This window comes from Neptuniibacter sp. 2_MG-2023 (assembly GCF_030547495.1).
Lineage (GTDB): Bacteria > Pseudomonadota > Gammaproteobacteria > Pseudomonadales > Balneatricaceae > Neptuniibacter.
In genome coordinates, this window is sequence record NZ_JAUOQC010000018.1 from 31,492 (window position 1) to 47,977 (window position 16,486).

Here is a 16,486-nt window from a genome sequence, read left to right on the forward strand (position 1 = left end):
GCCACCTTAGCTTTTAGGTGACGCTACCTTTAGGTTTATCGACCCATCGTATAAAACTCAGGATTAGGCTGCATCGCACTTATAATCGCCATTCTGTTCGATAGACCAAAAAACGCACAGACGCTGGAGATATCCCAGATATCTTCATCATCTAATCCCTGTTTGTAGAGACGGTTATAATCTTCTTCGTTAATCTGCTCTGGTGTACGACATAGTTTCATACTGAAATCGAGAATTGATTTTTGCCGCTGAGTTATTGCACTGTGGTGATGGTTAATACTGATTTGGTCAGAGAGTATAGGCTGTTTCGTGATAATTCTTAACACGGCGCCGTGAGCAACGACACAATACTGACAGCCGTTTGCTGAACTGGTGGCAACCACAATCATCTCTTTCTCAGCTAAGCTCAAATTAGCTTCCCTATTCATGATTGCTTGGTAGTAATCGAAGAATGCACGAAACTCATCAGGGCGGCGAGCTAAGGTCAAAAATACATTAGGGATAAACCCTGTTTTCTCTTGTACTTCGGTGATGATCGCCTGAATATCTTCAGGTAGATCATTCAGGTTGATATAGTGATAGCGACATACGTCTGTGTTAAACATGGCCTTTCCTTATTTTTATAGGGTTTATTTGCTCTGATATAAATGCATTCAGATAGCTAAGAGTAAAAACAGGAAATGCTGCACAATGTTGAGTGAATCCTAACGAAATGTAACCAGAAATGATTTAATACTCCGTCTAAGACCGACCAATCAGATTGATAAAAAGTAGATAGATTCTCTTGAATAAATATAAATTACTTAAACAGGTTGTTATGGCGTTAGAGCGAGACTATCAAAACGCTATAGCCGCAGCAGAACGAGCACATCAAAGCGCCACGGATAAAGAGAACGTTGCTGAAAATAAGTACGATACATTGGGCTTGGAGGCGGCGTATCTTGCCGAAGGTCAATCAAGACGGGTTATGGCGTGTGAAGAGGAGTTAAGGTCGTTTCAGCAGTTACTTGAATCTTCAGGCAATGATGAGGAGGTCGATGAGATTGGTGTGGGCTCATTAGTTAAGCTTGAGGATGAAATAGGGGCAGTGAAATACCTGCTTATCGGGCGTTTAGCCGGTGGTTTAAAGGTGAAATATGGTGATCACAATCTTGGTCAAGAGGTGATGGTAATAACGCCCTCATCCCCATTAGGTAAAGCGTTAATGGGCTTAGGGCTTGGTGATCAGGTTGATATAGGAACTGCTACTGATAAAAAGAGTTATCAAGTAGCAGCGTGTTATTAAATTATCGCGCTAGGAAGGTGATGATTAACCCATTTTGGCAAGTTTAACTAACGTGTTGATGGCAACTTTTAAGTTCTCTAATGCTTGGCCTGCAGGTACTGATTGTTTTGCACAATCGTTGATAGCAACCGCAAAGTCGGTATAAAAACGGGTGTCTTTGTATTGCTTTTTAAGTCCGCCGACTATGGTGGCTTTATACTCATCCACTTGCTTTTGCATCGCTTTGGCTTTGGCTGCATCGCCACCATTAAATTTAAGTAGACCCGGTGTTACGATCTCTTGTTGAATAAAGTTGTCATATCCACCTAACCCAAGACGTACGGCATTTAGATCTTCTTGTGGGTATTTATCAGGCGCAGAATCCAATTTATATTCAACAAAATCTATAACCCCTTGGCAGGTCTGCATATTATTGATTGAAGGCGCAGCGAGTGCAGAGGTCGCTAGTGGTGTGATAAGAGCCGCAAGTAACAGGTTTTTGCTAATATTCATTGATCTTCCTTTATCTATTTTATTGTCGAGCGGTCGGATGGTTTAGATAGCTTCATCACACCGATTTAAATACTGTTTTCCGATAGTGGCATATCTGCATAAACAATGGAAATTGTTGGATATTTAATTACTCATCGACTTTGAAGGGAAGAAATTTACTGAGCTCTATCATCTGTTCATCCACCATAGCCGTTTCTTCCACAATAAAACGTTTAATCGCTTGATTAAAGCCCACCTCTTTTACGTAGTGAGTAGACCAGGTAGCTACAGGCTGAAAGCCTCGTTGGATCTTATGTTCACCTTGGGCTCCTGAATCAAAGCGTTTTAGATTGTTTTGTATGCAGTAATCGATGCCTTGATAGTAGCAGGTTTCAAAGTGCAGGCTGTCGTATTCATCAAAGCAGCCCCAGTAGCGACCATACAAAGTGTCAGAATCTTTAAGTGATAAGGCTGCAGCAACGGGGCGTTCCCCTTGCATGGCTATAACAAGGAGAAGGTTATCGGGCATTGTTTCTTGTAATTTAAAGAAAAATTCTTTGTTCAGATAAGCTTCACGTCCACGCTTTAAGTAGGTCATACGGTAAAAATCATAAAACTGCTCGATCTGCTGGTGGCTGATCTCATGGCCACTGAGCTGTATATGGCTGATCCCTTGGTCGATCACTTTCTGCCGTTCTTTTTTTACATTCTTTCTTTTTCTTGAGGTGAAATAGCTTAAAAAGTGTTCAAAGCTTTTATAGTCTTGATTAAACCATTGATACTGACAGCCTTTGCGCAACATTAATTTGGGCTGCGCTAAATGGTTCTTTTCATATTCGGTTGGAAAAAGGAGATGGAACGAGTTAGCGCCTAATTTCTCGCAGAGTACAGGTATTTGGGCGCGAATAGTGGCTAGCAAAGGAGCGGGATCTTGTTGTGTTAATAGCCTCGGGCCCATAACTGGGGAGAAGGGGATGGCACAGACCAACTTAGGATAGTATTTGAGCCCATGTTGCTGGTAAGCATCGGCCCACGCCCAGTCAAACACGTATTCACCGTAAGAGTGGTTTTTTAGATAGAGCGGCATAATAGCGATGGTTATACCGTTATCTTTTAGTTGTAGGTGTATAGGCTGCCAGCCTGATTGAGCGGAGGCGCTGCCTGATTCTTCCAATGCGTGAAGAAACTCATAGCGGAGAAAAGGGTTATCAGTGGGAGAGAGCTGATTCCATAGGTTTTTATCTATATCGCTGATCTTATGGCTGAATTTTATTTCCAGCATATTGTTGGTACCCGCTTTCTTTTATAGTTGCTAAGCTTTAATTTGAGGATAATGATTGTTAGTGACCTTTTAAACTAATTTATAGGTCTATCTTTGATTGTATGGGGCGTCATCCCCATTGCATATAGGGGCATAAAAATGGATGAGCTAGAACTTGAATTTGAACTTCATCCCCAACTTGCAGCTGATTGTATTGTATTGGGGGACTTTCCTGTTAGTCGTTTATTATTGTTGAATGATGCGAACTATCCTTGGTTTATTTTAGTCCCGCGCCGTGCAGGAGTCACCGAAACTTATCACCTGTCAGATGAAGATCAATGTATATTGATGAAAGAATCCTCTTTTTTAGCGTCTAATCTTGCTGATGCGTTTGCCGCTAAAAAAATGAATATTGCCGCTTTGGGTAATGTGGTTCCTCAGCTTCATATTCATCATATTGTGCGTTACGAATCTGATAAAGCTTGGCCTGCGCCGGTCTGGGGTAAGTTTCCTGCGCAACCTTACACGGCTGAACAGCTAGATGACGTGCGCTCTAAGCTTGAAGTCTTATTGGCAGGTGAGCTCACATTTGAACTTCATTAAACCTGTAGACGTTTGCTTAGTGGATAAAATATTGAGCATCTAAAGGAGATGGCGTCATACGGGTTAAGGCTCTGCCTTTTAATGTAAGGGAAGTATTTAAGTATTCGCTTAGATATAGGCTCTGATCATAATAAGGCAGGCCTTCTATTGTGAAGCCAATAATCTAGAAACCTATAAAACTACTTAGGTTTAGTTACTTTCATTCTGTTAAATTCACTTCAAATAGCTCTTTCTGCGATCAATGCGGGTAGGGGCCTGTCACCATCAAATAATTCAGGTATAATCCGCCGTTTTTAATAGGTTTATCCTTAGCAGTTTGAGGACTTATTTCGAATGCCAATCTTTGATTTTAAGTGTGATAGCTGTGGTCACGAATTTGAGAAGTTAGTTCTTAAAAGTGATGCACCAGCGCCAGTTTGTGTTTCATGCGCAAGCAGTGATGTAGTTAAAAAAGTATCAGCACCGGGCTTTCGTTTATCAGGCTCTGGTTGGTATGAAACAGATTTTAAAACCGGTAAGAAGAAAAATCTTGCAGGTACACCGGACAGCTCCGCTAGCTAAGGTTAGCGAAGAGTACTGGATAGGTTATTAATTCATAGACGATTGGGTGTAGACCCGATCTATTTAAGTTAACAGGAACAGTAAATTATGCGCAGTCATTATTGCGGCGATCTTAGAAAAGAGCATATCGGTGAAGACATTACACTGGCAGGTTGGGTGCACCGTCGCCGTGACCATGGTGGCGTTATCTTCCTAGACGTGCGTGACCGTGAAGGTATTACGCAGGTTGTATTCGACCCCGATCGTGAAGAGAGTTTTACTCTTGCTGATAGCTGTCGTAATGAGTTTGTTATCGAAATTAAAGGGACTGTGCGTGCGCGTCCTGAAGGTACAACTAATGCTGATATGCCGACAGGTGAGATCGAAGTATTAGGTAAAGAACTGGTTCTATTGAACAAGTCTGAAACACCTCCCTTCCAGTTGGATGAACATCAACAGGTGGGTGAAGATGTTCGCTTGCGTCATCGTTACATCGATTTACGTCGTCCTGAAATGCAGGAAAAACTACGTTTCCGCTCTAAAGTATCTAATTCGATCCGAAACTTTTTAGATGACAATGGTTTCCTAGATATTGAAACCCCTATTCTTAACCGTGCAACGCCTGAAGGTGCGCGTGACTTCTTGGTGCCAAGCCGTATCCATGAAGGAGCTTTCTTTGCATTGCCGCAGTCACCACAGCTGTTTAAACAGTTGTTAATGGTGTCGGGTTTTGATCGTTATTATCAGATCGCTAAATGTTTCCGTGATGAAGATTTGCGCGCGGATCGTCAGCCTGAATTTACCCAGATTGATATTGAAACATCCTTTATGGATGAAGAATCAATCATGGGCCTAACTGAGAAAATGATCCGTAAACTGTTCCTTGAGCTTAAGGGTGTTGATCTGGGTGATTTCCCACGCATGCCATACTCTGAAGCGATGCAGCGTTTTGGTTCTGATAAGCCAGATCTCCGCTTCCCAATGGAATTGGTTGATGTTGCTGACTTAATGGCCGAGATTGAGTTCAAAGTCTTTGCTGGGCCAGCAAAAGATCCTAAAGGCCGTGTTGCTGCGCTTAAAGTACCGGGCGGCGCTAAGCTGACACGTAAAAATATCGATGATTACACTAAGTTTGTTAGCATTTACGGTGCTAAGGGCTTGGCGTGGATCAAAGTGAATGAAATTGAAAACGGCGCGAATGGCCTTCAGTCACCTATCATCAAGTTCTTAGGTGATGATGTAACGATGGCGATTATGGAACGCTTAGGCGCAGAAAATGGCGATATTGTTTTCTTCGGTGCTGATCAAGAGAAAGTGGTTTCTGAAGCACTAGGCGCTTTACGTATTAAAGTAGGTGAAGATCTTGAAATGTCTCAGCGCGAGTGGGCGCCACTTTGGGTTGTTGATTTCCCAATGTTTGAAGAGACAAGTGATGGCGGTTTAACTGCGCTGCACCACCCATTTACGGCACCAAGCTGCTCACCAGAAGAGCTTAAAGCTGATCCGCTAGCGGCACTATCCCGTGCGTATGACATGGTGCTTAATGGTTGTGAACTGGGTGGCGGTTCTATCCGTATCCATGATCAAGAGATGCAAGCTAAAGTACTTGAGATTCTAGGTATTTCTGACGAAGAAGCTGAAGATAAATTTGGCTTCTTACTAACAGCCCTAAAATTTGGTGCGCCTCCGCATGGTGGTTTAGCGTTTGGTTTAGACCGTTTGATTATGTTGATGACCGGTTCGGATTCTATCCGTGAAGTCATCGCTTTCCCTAAAACGCAGAGTGCATCTTGTCCGATGACCAATGCGCCAGGTGAGGTTAGCGCTGTTCAGCTTCGTGAATTAAACATTAAATTACGTAAAACGCCTTAGTTTTCGTTTTGCTGTAATAGGGCGCTTAAAAGGGCCTTTTAGTATTAAAAATAAACTGCCTTCGGGCAGTTTATTTGTATCTATAGATCATTATTTTAAAACATACGGTAGATAGGGAGAGGGTGATGGCTGGTCATTCTAAATTTGCAAATATTAAACACCGTAAGGCGGCACAAGATGCTAAACGCGGTAAGGTTTTTACTAAGCTGATTCGTGAACTTGTGGTTGCTGCGAAAGAGGGTGGCGGTAATCCTGATGATAATCCTCGTTTGCGTGCGGCGGTTGATAAAGGCCTAGGCGCAAATATGAAGCGCGATACTATCGATAAAGCGATTCTACGTGGAGCAGGGGGCGCAGAAGGTGATAATTACGATGAGCTCACCTATGAAGGTTACGGCGCAAATGGTGTGGCAATTCTTGTTGAGTGTATGACAGATAACGTTAACCGTACGGTTGCTGGGGTGCGTGCTGCTTTTAATAAGTTTGGTGGAAACTTAGGTACAAGTGGTTCGGTTGCTTACCTATTCGAGAAGAAAGGCCAGATCACCTTTGGGGACGATCTGGATGAAGAGGTTGTAATGGAGGCCGCACTTGAGGCTGGTGCTGAAGATGTGGTTACTAATGATGATAACTCTATAGATGTGTTCACCGATTGGCATGAGTTCATGGATGTAAAGCAAGGTTTGGAAGATGCCGGCTTGCAGCCGGTTCATGCGGAAATTGCGATGATTCCATCAACAACTGTTGAGTTGGATGTAGATGCGGGCCGAAAAGTCCTGAAGCTGATCGATGCGCTAGAGGATTTTGATGATTCTCAGAACGTTTATCACAATGCCATTATCCCTGAAGAATCGATGGACGAATAATTTTCTTTCCTCTTTCTAATGGCCGGGATTATACTCTCGGCTTTTTTTATTCCTCAATATTAGTGGGTTCAGGGTTTTTAAAATGGGCTAGCTCCTGTATTCTTTGCTGTATAAATAAACAGTATTTTTTTGGGGTTGGTGATTTTGAACCGCAATTTGAATCAGAATGTATTAAACAGATGCTTATATTAGGAATAGATCCAGGGTCGCGCATCACAGGTTACGGTGTGATTAATAGTGTTGGCAATAAAAATGAATATGTTGCTAGCGGCTGTATACGCATCAAAGGTGATGAGCTGCCAGAACGCTTGCAGCAGGTTTTTACAGGCGTTGCTGAGGTCATAGAGCGTTATTGTCCTCAAGAGATGGCCATTGAGCAGGTGTTTATGGCACGTAATGCTGACTCAGCTTTAAAGCTAGGTCAGGCGCGTGGTGTGGCTATTGTGGCAGGCACTAATGCAGATCTGCCTGTTTATGAATACGCAGCGCGTAAAGTTAAGCAATCTGTTGTGGGCAAAGGTTCGGCTGATAAGGCACAGATCCAGCATATGGTGACTCAAATTCTGAAGTTGCCAGGCGCGCCTCAAGCGGATGCCGCTGATGCGTTAGCTATTGCTCTTTGTCATGCTCATACACGTAGTAGTTTGATTAAAACTGCAGGTAGTATGTCGTCGCGAAATGCGAGTTGGCGCCGTTAATTTTCTAGTTGCTTAGGCAGCATTGTTACTTATAAGAGTTTAATCATGAGTTACGAATATTTTATCTATATTGCCGACCTTCTGGGTGTTGCGGTTTTCGCCACTGCGGGAGCTTTAGCAGCCCAAGGGAAGCGTTTAGATATTTTAGGGGTGGTAGTGTTAGCTATTGTGACCTCAATTGGTGGCGGAACTATTCGTGATATCACATTGGATATTCACCCGGTTGTTTGGATTGCTGATACGACTTATCTTTGGGTAGCGATTATTTCTGCGGTTGTTGCTTTTGTCGTGTGTCGCTATATGCAATACCCAAGAAGATTATTGTTAATACTTGATGCGATGGGGTTAGCGCTCTTTACAGTTCTTGGTGCTGAAAAAGCCTTAGCATTAGAATTTTCACCGATTATCGCTGTTATGATGGGGGTAATAACGGGTTGTGCCGGAGGTATGATTCGTGACATTCTCACAGGTCAAATTCCGTTAATACTTCAGCGTGACGGCGAGCTTTATGCGACCTGCTCTATTGTCGGTGCGATATTCTATATTGCGTTTTATGAGGTGGTAGAAGAGCAGTTATTGGTACTTATAGCCATGTCGATAGTATTTGTTGTTCGCATGGCTACCATTTTTGCGAACTTGAAATTGCCAGAATTTATTGTCGCAGGACATAAGTTGGAAGATATGAAAAAGGGGCAGGATCAGTGATAGGTCGATTAAAAGGTGAGTTAATAGAGAAACGCCCTCCACAACTCGTTATTGATGTGAATGGAGTGGGTTACGAGGTCGAAGCCTCAATGAATACTTTTTATCGTTTACCTGAATGTGGTTCGCAGCTAATTTTGTTTACTCACTTTGTGACCCGTGAAGATGCGCAGTTGCTCTATGGTTTTTATGAACGGGAAGAACGCACGCTTTTTCGCACTTTAATTAAAGCTAATGGTGTCGGGCCCAAACTGGCGATCACAATCTTATCGGGCATTTCTACTGCCGAATTTGTACGTTGTGTAAATGATGGTGATACCGCGTCGTTAGTAAAATTGCCCGGTGTAGGCAAAAAAACTGCAGAACGTTTGATTGTTGAGATGAAAGATAAAATTCAGGCATTGGGCCTTGAAAGCTCAAGCGAATTTCAGTTATCGGCTGCAGATGGACCTGATATGGCTGCTTTCGAGCCAGTTGCCGATTCTCGGTCTGAGGCTGAAAGCGCGTTGATCGCTTTAGGTTATAAGCCTGTTCAAGCGACTAAATCGGTAGCTCAAGCGGTAAAAGCTTTAGGTGCTACAAGTAGTAGTGAAGCGCTTATTCGTTACGCTCTACGTGCAATGGTTGGGTAGGAGTACTGTAAGTGATAGAAGCTGATCGATTTATTTCGCCGTTAAGTAATCCTGTAGAAGAGGCGACAGATCGCGCTATTCGCCCTAAAACCCTTGAAGATTATGTGGGACAGCCTGTTGTACGCGAGCAGATGGAGATTTTTATTCAGGCTGCGAAAATGCGTAATGAAGCTTTAGATCATACCTTGATTTTTGGGCCTCCGGGCCTAGGTAAAACCACATTAGCTAATATTATTGCTAATGAGATGGGGTCGGAGATTAAAACCACCTCTGGCCCAGTGCTTGAGAAAGCAGGGGATTTAGCAGCGATCTTAACTAATTTAGAACCTAATGATGTTCTGTTTATTGATGAGATTCACCGCCTTAGCCCTAATGTGGAGGAGGTGCTTTATCCTGCAATGGAAGATTATCAACTTGATATTATGATTGGTGAAGGCCCTGCTGCCCGTTCTATTAAGTTGGAGCTGCCTCCTTTTACTTTAGTGGGGGCAACCACGCGAGCGGGGTTGCTCACATCCCCGCTTCGTGACCGTTTTGGGATTGTGCAGCGCTTAGAGTTTTATAATGTCGAAGATTTGACCCGCATCGTTTCCCGTTCAGCTAACCTTTCTGGCACTTATATTGATGAGCAGGGCGCTTCGGAAGTAGCAAAGCGCTCTAGAGGAACGCCACGTATAGCAAACCGTTTGTTGCGCCGTGCGCGGGATTACGCTGAGGTTAAAGGGGACGGTAAGATCAATAATGATATGGCAGATCGAGCTTTAAATATGCTTAATGTTGATCATCATGGTTTTGATCATCTGGATCGCCGAATGTTAATGACGATGATCGACAAGTTTGCGGGAGGCCCTGTAGGTGTAGAGAATCTTGCAGCGGCAATCAGTGAAGAGCGTGATACTATCGAAGATGTATTGGAACCCTACCTTATCCAGCAAGGATTTATTATGCGAACCCCTAGAGGGCGTGTAGTTACTGATTATGCTTATAAGCATTTTGGGATTGATCGGCCAGACGAAGGTTAATCATTACTGGTTTTATTAAATAAACCAAATCCGATTTAGATCAATAAACCCTACTTTAAGTATGCTTTTGTGCTAAAACTGATCTTCGTCAACCCTGTTTTATAGGTCCTAGGTCTAATATACCGATTACTATAATAAAGTAAGTGCAGGTATTGTTATGACGGTTAATCTTACGCTATCAGAGGTGGCGGCCTTTAAAAAGGAGCTTCTCTATCTATTAGAGCAGTTACAAGCTGAAGTGACAGAGGAAATGGAGCCGCAGATAAGCACCGGAGTGCAAACGCTAGAGGTTCATGATTCTGGGGAAGATGCGGATGCTACCGCAGACTTTATGTTGAAAGTTGAATCCCTGTCTAGGCATAACGAAGAGATAGCAGAATGCTTATCTGCGTTAAGTCGAATCAATGCAGGGGAGTTCGGTTTATGTACCGATTGCGGTGAAGAGATTGAATTGAGTCGTTTAAAGGCTTGTCCAACTGCCGCTCGATGTATTCGTTGTCAGTCTTTATATGAGCAAGGTTTGCAAAAAAGCGCATAATTTTTTTTTACAAAACCCTTCATCACTTTTCTTGTATTAAACCAGCCGTTCTAGGCTGGTTTTTTTCTTGTATTAATTCTTCTGACTGTTATTGTTGATCCTAAATTTCTCTGCTGGGAAATAGATTGAACTTATCTGCTTTTGAGTAATCAGAAAGCAGGTTTGGGGTCTCTTTAACTGCTTAAATAGATAAGAAGGATAGTACTGTGGTCGAAAAAATGTCGATCTGGAGTTTGGTTGCAAATGCGAGTTTAGTTGTGCAACTGGTTATGCTAATGCTTTTGTTAGCCTCAGTGCTTTCTTGGATAATGATTTTTCAGCGTCAATCGGTGCTTTCAAAAGCACGTAAAAGCCTCAGGAAGTTTGAAGAACGATTTTGGTCAGGTGTCGATTTAGGCCAACTTTTCCGTGAAGTCAATCAGCAGCCTAATTCCGATTGTGGTGCTGAAAATATTTTCCGTGCAGGCATTAAAGAGTACACCCGATTAACGCAACAGCAGGGTTATGATCCAGATTCTGTAATGGACGGCGTTGAGCGAAGCATGCGTGTTGCTTTAGCGCGTGAAGAAGATAAATTAGAACGTCATCTACCTTTCTTGGCAACCGTCGGTTCAACCAGCCCTTATGTCGGTCTTTTTGGAACCGTTTGGGGGATTATGAACTCCTTCCGTGGCTTAGCCAATGTTCATCAGGCAACTCTAGCATCAGTGGCTCCAGGTATCTCTGAAGCTCTAATTGCTACAGCTATTGGCCTTTTTGCCGCAATTCCAGCCGTCATTGCTTACAACCGTTATTCTGCACAAGTGGAATATCTATTAGGTAATTATGAAACCTTTGCGGATGAATTCTCATCTATCTTGCATCGCCGTATGCATGGATCACACTAATTTAATGGGGAGTGTGATCAGATGATTAGAAGGCATAAGAAAAAGCGCAAGTTGAACGCCGATATCAATGTTGTGCCCTATATTGATGTAATGATGGTGTTATTAGTGATCTTTATGATTACTGCACCGATGCTTACACAAGGGGTTAATGTTGAGTTACCTAAAGCCGCAGCAGAACCTGTAGATGATAAAGACAATGAACCCGTTATAGTGACGGTTAATGCCGATGGCGAATACTTTATCGATATTGGTGGTGACCCTGAAGAAGCGGTTACCGCTGAGGTGGTCCAAGATCGAATCAGTAAGATTTTGGCGACCAATCCAGATAAAATGTTATTAGTTCGCGGCGATCGTAGTGTTGATTACAATACGGTTGTGCAACTGATGGTTTTACTACAACAAGCTGGCGCTCCAAGCGTTGGCTTGGTGACAGAGTAGGTTAGAATTTTGCGTTTAGGTAGTTACCTGCTTCCCACTCTCTTTGCTGTTTTACTGCATGCGGTTGTTGTTGGCTTATTGGCACAGAGTTGGTTTGACCATGAAGACTCGACACGTAAAGTGCCGCGGCATGTTCAAGCAACGATTGTGGATATGAAAACTCAAACTGCACAAAAAAAAGCCGCAGCAGAGGCTAAAGCAAAACAGAAAGCTGATTTGCAACGTAAAGCTGAAGCGGATAAAAAACGTAAAGCGGATGCGAAGAAAAAACAGTTAGCAAAAGAGAAAGCGGCTAAGAAGAAAGCAGAAGATAAAAAACGACAACAAGAGTTAGCTAAGAAAAAAGCAGCCGATGCTAAAAAACAGGCTGAACAGAAGAAAGTTCAAGAGGCTAAGTTAAAGAAAGCGGCCGCAGAAAAAGCGAAAAAAGCTAAAGAAGCGGCTGCAAAAAAAGCTAAAGCTGATGCGGCTAAGAAAAAAGCGGAAGCTGAACGCAAAGCAGAAAAAGCCCGTAAAGCAGCAGAAGAACAGGCTAGAAATGAAGCCTTGATTCGGGCTTTAGAAGAGGAAGAGGCTGCAATTGCGGCAGAAGAACAGCGTGCTGCTGCGATGGGCTATGAAGCTTATATTGTTGATCAGGTCACTCGTAATTGGCGACGTTCTCCAACAGCAAGAAATGGTATGGTGGTTGAGATAACGGTGCATCTATTACCCTCAGGCCGTGTTAATGATCGCTATGTAACGAAGTCGAGTGGTGATTCTCGGTTTGATAATGATGCACTGAGAGCGATTGATCGTGTTACTGTATTTGAAAAGCTACAGGAGTTAGATCCTGTTGTGTTTGACCGTTATTTTAGGAAGCGTGTTCTTCGGTTTAGACCTGAAGATTTACGGGATTAAGTTTTAAAGGGGAGTTAAGCGTGAAGAAAGTGTTTCATCTATTAATTATGAGTTGTGTGTTACTGCTTTCCTCTGTTGCTAGTGCTGAGAGTGATTTAGCGATTGAGATCACCCAAGGCATTGATGAGCCAACCCCTGTTGCGGTTGTACCTTTTGCTTGGGATGGGTCGTCAGCGTTAAAAGAAGATATTGCTAAGATTGTTTCAGCTGATTTAGGTCGTACCGGCTTGTTCAATATGATGGATCCTAAAAATATGTTGAGTTTTCCAACTCAGCAAGCTCAGATCTATTATAGAGATTGGCGAATTAGCAAAACTGAGTTTTTAGTGATTGGCCGTCAAATACCTGCTGAAGGTAATCAAATAAAAGTTGAATTTGAGCTTTATGATGTCCTTAAAGAGCAGCGTTTGTTATCTGAGCGAGTATCAGGTACACAAGATAATCTACGCGATATAGCACATTATATATCGGATATGATCTATCAGAAGTTGACGGGCATTCGCGGTGCGTTTTCCACACGAATTGTCTATGTTACCGCTCAGCAATATGGTGAAGGTAAAGTGAGCTACCGCCTTAAAATGGCCGATTCTGATGGTGCGCGTCCGATTACGATCCGTCAGCAGAGTGAACCTTTAATGTCACCGGCTTGGGCACGAGATGGCTCTAAACTCGCTTATGTGTCTTTTGAAAGTGGCCGTCCGGCAATCTATATTCAATACTTGGCAACAGGTAAACGTGAAAAAGTTCAATCATTTAGAGGCCTTAATGGTGCGCCAGCATGGTCACCAGATGGTAATAAATTAGCGATAGTCTTATCTAAAGATGGTAATCCGGAGGTCTATGTACTGGATCTAAGATCCCGTAGTTTAGCCAGAATTACTCATCATTATGGGATTGATACGGAGCCCTCATGGTCTCCTGATGGTCAATCTATTATTTTTACCTCCGACCGAGGTGGTCAGCCACAGATCTATCGGATCTATCTGCCGACCCGCCAGTTGGAACGAGTGACTTATGAAGGCAATTATAATTCACGTGGACGTTTGACCCATGATGGTCGCTTCCTCGCGATGGTACACAGAGGTGATGACAATGTGTTCCGAATTGCTGTTCAAGATTTGAAAACAGGCCGTTTAGATACGCTAACTGATACGTATCTTGATGAGTCGCCCACTATAGCTCCAAACGGTAGTATTATTCTTTATGCTACTCAAAAAGGGGTGAAAGGTGTGCTTGGTGGCGTGACCTTAGATGGTAATGTGCGCTTTATATTGCCGGCAACGAGTGGCGATGTTAGGGAACCCGCATGGAGTCCCTACTTGCAATAATTTCTTATAGACATTAACTTATGTCCTGATTTGGACATGGCGGCGTTAATAACATTAAAAATGCTGGGTAAACCAGTAAATTTTTTCAGGAGTGATCAATGCGAGCTTCCAACGTAACTAAAGCAGTTGCACTAGCCCTATCCGTTGCATGGGTAGCAGGTTGTAGTACATCTGGCACAACAGAAAGCACTGGTTCTACAGCAGGAACTGACACAGGTTCGACTCAGGGCGTAAGCCAGAATACTGGTGTTAGCGGTTCCTCTATGGACGATGTCGCAAACCTTCAAACTGTATTTTACTTTGACTTTGACCAGTCTGTTGTAAAAGCGGATGGTTTTGCTGATTTAGAAAAACATGCGGCCTATTTAGCAGCTAACCCATCAGCACAAGTTATACTAGAAGGTCATGCTGATGAGCGTGGTACTCGTGAGTACAACATGGCTCTAGGTGAGCGTCGTGCTAAAGCTGTTTCTCGTTTCCTACAAGTTAATGGTGTATCTGGTTCCCAGGTTGAATCTATTAGCTTCGGTGAAGAGAAACCAGCCGTTTTGGGTCACAGCGATTCTAGCTGGAGCCAGAACCGTCGTGTGGAATTGAAGTACGTATCTCGTTAATTTATGACTTCAAAATACACAGTATATACATCAACACTGGCGCTGTTACTCAGCGCTAGTGCTGTTGCTGAAGAGGTTCCGGTGATTGAGTTAGGCGTCGATAGTGGCCAAAGCTCATCTCAAACGGCGACTTATACTCCTCAAGCGTCAAGCGGTAGTGAGCTTGTACTTATTGTCCAGCAGTTGCAGGATGAGGTGCGATCATTAAGAGGGCAGTTAGAGCAGCAGGATTACCGTCTAAAACAGATGGAACGTCAGCAATTGGATCGTTACCGAGATCTTGATCGACGTATATCATCTATATCTACAACCTCAGCTCCCAGTACGCCTGTTTCTACTGATCTGAGTAGTGCTGAGCCAACGCCTACAGTTACGCAATCCCAGCCTGAACTTGTGCAGTCTGATGCAGCACCTAGTGATGCTAAAGCCTATCGCGAAGCCTTTGGGCTAGTGCGAGAGAGAAACTTTCCTAAAGCGGCTGAAGCATTTACTGCTTTTATTAAAGATTACCCGCAAAGCGAACGCTTAGCTAATGCCTATTATTGGCTTGGTGAAGTGAACTTGGCCGAACAGAAACCTGAGTTGGCGCGCGAATCTTTTATGCAGGTTGTCACACGATTTGCTGATCACCGTAAAGCACCGGATGCCGCTTATAAACTTGGTATTGTCTACGATCAGCTAGGTGATAGTAAAAAATCCACTGAATACTTAGATCTTGTTATTACTAAGTATCCGGACTCTTCTGCCGTCCGTTTGGCCGAAGAATTTAAACGTCTTCAATAAATCTGGAAATATACATGAATACGCCTGCTTCCCCTAAAGCAGTGGTACTGCTTTCTGGCGGCTTGGACTCAGCAACAGCGCTAGCCATTGCTTCTGACCGTGGTTATGACTGCTATGTACTGAGCTTTGATTATGGACAGCGTTCGCTGACAGAACTTAATGCAGCTAAAGAGATTGCTAAACAGCTAAAAGCGGTTGAGCATCAAGTGATTCGCCTTCACCTTGAAGATTTTGGCGGATCTGCGCTGACTGATCATAGTATTGATGTTCCTGAAGAGGAGACGGATGAGATTCCAGTGACATACGTGCCAGCACGTAACACGGTATTTATGTCTTTGGCTTTAGGTTGGGCTGAAGTGTTAGAAGCGGATGCTATTTTTATCGGTGTCAATGCGGTGGATTACTCCGGCTATCCTGATTGTCGACCAGAATATATTGCTGCATTTGAAACTATGGCGAACCTTGCCACTAAACGTGGTGTAAGCGGTGATCCTATTCGTATAGAGACACCGTTGATCGATCTAACTAAAGAGCAGATTATCCAAGCGGGTACAGCGCTGAATGTTGATTACGGTTTGACGATCTCTTGTTATCAAGCGGATGATCAAGGTCGTGCCTGTGGTGTTTGTGACAGCTGTCGGTTACGTACAAAAGGTTTTGTGGAGGCAGGAATTAAAGACCCAACACGCTACCAGTAAAAAAAGCCTTGCTTTCCCGCTTTTGGTGCGTAGAATACGCCTCCTCCAAGTGGGTCGTTAGCTCAGCTGGTAGAGCAGTTGGCTTTTAACCAATTGGTCACAGGTTCGAATCCTGTACGACCCACCACTTAAAGAACCCAGCCCTGTGCTGGTTTTTTTATGCCTACAGGAAATTCATATGTACAGGATGAGAACCGTTAAAGGTTCGATTCGCATGACGAAGTCATAAGAAAACATCGGAGCTTGCGACGATGGCCCGAAGGGCAATAGTAATCCTGTACGACCCACCACTTAAAGAACCCAGCCCTGTGCTGGTTTTTTTATGCCTACAGGAAATTCATATGTACA

General features: G+C 43.4%; 20 protein-coding genes, 1 tRNA gene and 1 other RNA gene. 19 read left to right on the forward strand and 3 right to left on the reverse strand.

What is annotated here, in order from left to right:
- Positions 1–35 precede the first annotated feature (35 nt).
- Positions 36–605 carry a peroxidase-related enzyme gene (locus Q4486_RS14430; protein ID WP_303519899.1) on the reverse strand — a complete coding sequence of 190 codons (570 nt, stop codon included), beginning with the start codon at positions 603–605 and terminating at the stop codon, positions 36–38.
- 179 nt (positions 606–784) lie between these two features.
- Here Q4486_RS14430 and Q4486_RS14435 point away from each other — a divergent pair, with 179 nt between their 5' ends.
- Positions 785–1,285 carry a transcription elongation factor GreAB gene (locus Q4486_RS14435; protein WP_303519901.1) on the forward strand — a complete coding sequence of 167 codons (501 nt, stop codon included), beginning with the start codon at positions 785–787 and terminating at the stop codon, positions 1,283–1,285.
- A 24-nt stretch (positions 1,286–1,309) separates the two neighbouring features.
- On the opposite strand, the gene Q4486_RS14440 is transcribed toward Q4486_RS14435, so the two are convergent.
- Both Q4486_RS14440 and Q4486_RS14445 read right to left on the reverse strand, forming a co-directional pair.
- On the reverse strand, positions 1,310–1,777 hold the full coding sequence (locus Q4486_RS14440) for a hypothetical protein (protein ID WP_303415203.1): 468 nt from the start codon (positions 1,775–1,777) through the stop codon (positions 1,310–1,312).
- Positions 1,778–1,904: 127 nt separating this feature from the next.
- The gene (locus Q4486_RS14445) at positions 1,905–3,038 is read right to left on the reverse strand and encodes a GNAT family N-acetyltransferase (protein ID WP_303519902.1); all 1,134 of its coding nucleotides are present in this window, start codon (positions 3,036–3,038) and stop codon (positions 1,905–1,907) included.
- Between the two features lie 138 nt (positions 3,039–3,176).
- On the opposite strand from Q4486_RS14445, the gene Q4486_RS14450 reads away from it, so the two are divergent.
- The 18 genes from Q4486_RS14450 to Q4486_RS14535 all read left to right on the forward strand — a co-directional run bounded on the left by Q4486_RS14450 (position 3,177) and on the right by Q4486_RS14535 (position 16,428).
- A complete protein-coding gene (locus Q4486_RS14450; protein WP_303415200.1) occupies positions 3,177–3,620 on the forward strand; it encodes an HIT domain-containing protein in 444 nt (147 codons plus the stop codon).
- Positions 3,621–3,953: 333 nt separating this feature from the next.
- Positions 3,954–4,181, forward strand: a complete 228-nt coding sequence (locus Q4486_RS14455; RefSeq protein ID WP_067868251.1) for an FmdB family zinc ribbon protein — start codon at positions 3,954–3,956, stop codon at positions 4,179–4,181.
- Positions 4,182–4,268: 87 nt separating this feature from the next.
- Positions 4,269–6,032, forward strand: coding sequence for an aspartate--tRNA ligase (gene aspS, locus Q4486_RS14460; protein ID WP_303415198.1), 1,764 nt, complete (start codon positions 4,269–4,271; stop codon positions 6,030–6,032).
- 125 nt (positions 6,033–6,157) lie between these two features.
- Positions 6,158–6,898, forward strand: a complete 741-nt coding sequence (locus tag Q4486_RS14465) for a YebC/PmpR family DNA-binding transcriptional regulator (protein ID WP_303415196.1) — start codon at positions 6,158–6,160, stop codon at positions 6,896–6,898.
- A gap of 179 nt (positions 6,899–7,077) precedes the next feature.
- Positions 7,078–7,596: a crossover junction endodeoxyribonuclease RuvC gene (gene ruvC, locus Q4486_RS14470; protein WP_303415194.1), complete on the forward strand. Its 519-nt coding sequence runs from the start codon at positions 7,078–7,080 to the stop codon at positions 7,594–7,596.
- 45 nt (positions 7,597–7,641) lie between these two features.
- The gene (locus tag Q4486_RS14475) at positions 7,642–8,301 is read left to right on the forward strand and encodes a trimeric intracellular cation channel family protein (RefSeq protein ID WP_067868260.1); all 660 of its coding nucleotides are present in this window, start codon (positions 7,642–7,644) and stop codon (positions 8,299–8,301) included.
- The gene (gene ruvA / locus Q4486_RS14480) at positions 8,298–8,930 is read left to right on the forward strand and encodes a Holliday junction branch migration protein RuvA (RefSeq protein ID WP_303415192.1); all 633 of its coding nucleotides are present in this window, start codon (positions 8,298–8,300) and stop codon (positions 8,928–8,930) included. The genes Q4486_RS14475 and ruvA overlap by 4 nt, the downstream gene beginning before the upstream one ends.
- Positions 8,931–8,941: 11 nt before the next feature.
- Positions 8,942–9,952, forward strand: coding sequence for a Holliday junction branch migration DNA helicase RuvB (ruvB, locus tag Q4486_RS14485; RefSeq protein WP_303415190.1), 1,011 nt, complete (start codon positions 8,942–8,944; stop codon positions 9,950–9,952).
- Between the two features lie 157 nt (positions 9,953–10,109).
- A complete protein-coding gene (locus tag Q4486_RS14490; RefSeq protein WP_303415188.1) occupies positions 10,110–10,490 on the forward strand; it encodes a TraR/DksA family transcriptional regulator in 381 nt (126 codons plus the stop codon).
- Between the two features lie 206 nt (positions 10,491–10,696).
- A complete protein-coding gene (gene tolQ, locus Q4486_RS14495; RefSeq protein ID WP_303519904.1) occupies positions 10,697–11,377 on the forward strand; it encodes a protein TolQ in 681 nt (226 codons plus the stop codon).
- 21 nt (positions 11,378–11,398) lie between these two features.
- Positions 11,399–11,815: a protein TolR gene (tolR, locus tag Q4486_RS14500; RefSeq protein WP_067868274.1), complete on the forward strand. Its 417-nt coding sequence runs from the start codon at positions 11,399–11,401 to the stop codon at positions 11,813–11,815.
- A gap of 9 nt (positions 11,816–11,824) precedes the next feature.
- On the forward strand, positions 11,825–12,715 hold the full coding sequence (tolA, locus tag Q4486_RS14505) for a cell envelope integrity protein TolA (protein WP_303519906.1): 891 nt from the start codon (positions 11,825–11,827) through the stop codon (positions 12,713–12,715).
- 47 nt (positions 12,716–12,762) lie between these two features.
- Positions 12,763–14,043, forward strand: coding sequence for a Tol-Pal system beta propeller repeat protein TolB (gene tolB / locus Q4486_RS14510; protein WP_303519913.1), 1,281 nt, complete (start codon positions 12,763–12,765; stop codon positions 14,041–14,043).
- Between the two features lie 98 nt (positions 14,044–14,141).
- A complete protein-coding gene (gene pal / locus Q4486_RS14515; RefSeq protein ID WP_303415184.1) occupies positions 14,142–14,657 on the forward strand; it encodes a peptidoglycan-associated lipoprotein Pal in 516 nt (171 codons plus the stop codon).
- A gap of 3 nt (positions 14,658–14,660) precedes the next feature.
- The gene (gene ybgF, locus Q4486_RS14520) at positions 14,661–15,440 is read left to right on the forward strand and encodes a tol-pal system protein YbgF (protein ID WP_303415182.1); all 780 of its coding nucleotides are present in this window, start codon (positions 14,661–14,663) and stop codon (positions 15,438–15,440) included.
- Positions 15,441–15,454: 14 nt separating this feature from the next.
- Positions 15,455–16,138, forward strand: a complete 684-nt coding sequence (gene queC / locus Q4486_RS14525; protein WP_303519908.1) for a 7-cyano-7-deazaguanine synthase QueC — start codon at positions 15,455–15,457, stop codon at positions 16,136–16,138.
- Between the two features lie 51 nt (positions 16,139–16,189).
- Positions 16,190–16,265: transfer RNA gene (locus tag Q4486_RS14530), tRNA-Lys, on the forward strand.
- Positions 16,266–16,304: 39 nt separating this feature from the next.
- Positions 16,305–16,428: non-coding RNA, RtT sRNA (locus tag Q4486_RS14535), on the forward strand.
- Positions 16,429–16,486: the final 58 nt, after the last annotated feature.

What these genes read in the sequence shown, in the direction of transcription:
- Q4486_RS14465 (WP_303415196.1), top strand. Translation starts at nt 6,158, where the DNA reads ATGGCTGGTCATTCTAAATTTGCAAATATTAAACACCGTAAGGCGGCA.
- tolR (WP_067868274.1), top strand. Translation starts at nt 11,399, where the DNA reads ATGATTAGAAGGCATAAGAAAAAGCGCAAGTTGAACGCCGATATCAAT.
- Q4486_RS14450 (WP_303415200.1), top strand. Translation starts at nt 3,177, where the DNA reads ATGGATGAGCTAGAACTTGAATTTGAACTTCATCCCCAACTTGCAGCT.
- Q4486_RS14490 (WP_303415188.1), top strand. Translation starts at nt 10,110, where the DNA reads ATGACGGTTAATCTTACGCTATCAGAGGTGGCGGCCTTTAAAAAGGAG.
- aspS (WP_303415198.1), top strand. Translation starts at nt 4,269, where the DNA reads ATGCGCAGTCATTATTGCGGCGATCTTAGAAAAGAGCATATCGGTGAA.
- Q4486_RS14475 (WP_067868260.1), top strand. Translation starts at nt 7,642, where the DNA reads ATGAGTTACGAATATTTTATCTATATTGCCGACCTTCTGGGTGTTGCG.
- queC (WP_303519908.1), top strand. Translation starts at nt 15,455, where the DNA reads ATGAATACGCCTGCTTCCCCTAAAGCAGTGGTACTGCTTTCTGGCGGC.
- Q4486_RS14455 (WP_067868251.1), top strand. Translation starts at nt 3,954, where the DNA reads ATGCCAATCTTTGATTTTAAGTGTGATAGCTGTGGTCACGAATTTGAG.
- pal (WP_303415184.1), top strand. Translation starts at nt 14,142, where the DNA reads ATGCGAGCTTCCAACGTAACTAAAGCAGTTGCACTAGCCCTATCCGTT.
- ruvC (WP_303415194.1), top strand. Translation starts at nt 7,078, where the DNA reads ATGCTTATATTAGGAATAGATCCAGGGTCGCGCATCACAGGTTACGGT.
- Q4486_RS14445 (WP_303519902.1), bottom strand. Translation starts at nt 3,038, where the DNA reads ATGCTGGAAATAAAATTCAGCCATAAGATCAGCGATATAGATAAAAAC.
- Q4486_RS14440 (WP_303415203.1), bottom strand. Translation starts at nt 1,777, where the DNA reads ATGAATATTAGCAAAAACCTGTTACTTGCGGCTCTTATCACACCACTA.
- tolB (WP_303519913.1), top strand. Translation starts at nt 12,763, where the DNA reads ATGAGTTGTGTGTTACTGCTTTCCTCTGTTGCTAGTGCTGAGAGTGAT.
- Q4486_RS14430 (WP_303519899.1), bottom strand. Translation starts at nt 605, where the DNA reads ATGTTTAACACAGACGTATGTCGCTATCACTATATCAACCTGAATGAT.
- ybgF (WP_303415182.1), top strand. Translation starts at nt 14,661, where the DNA reads ATGACTTCAAAATACACAGTATATACATCAACACTGGCGCTGTTACTC.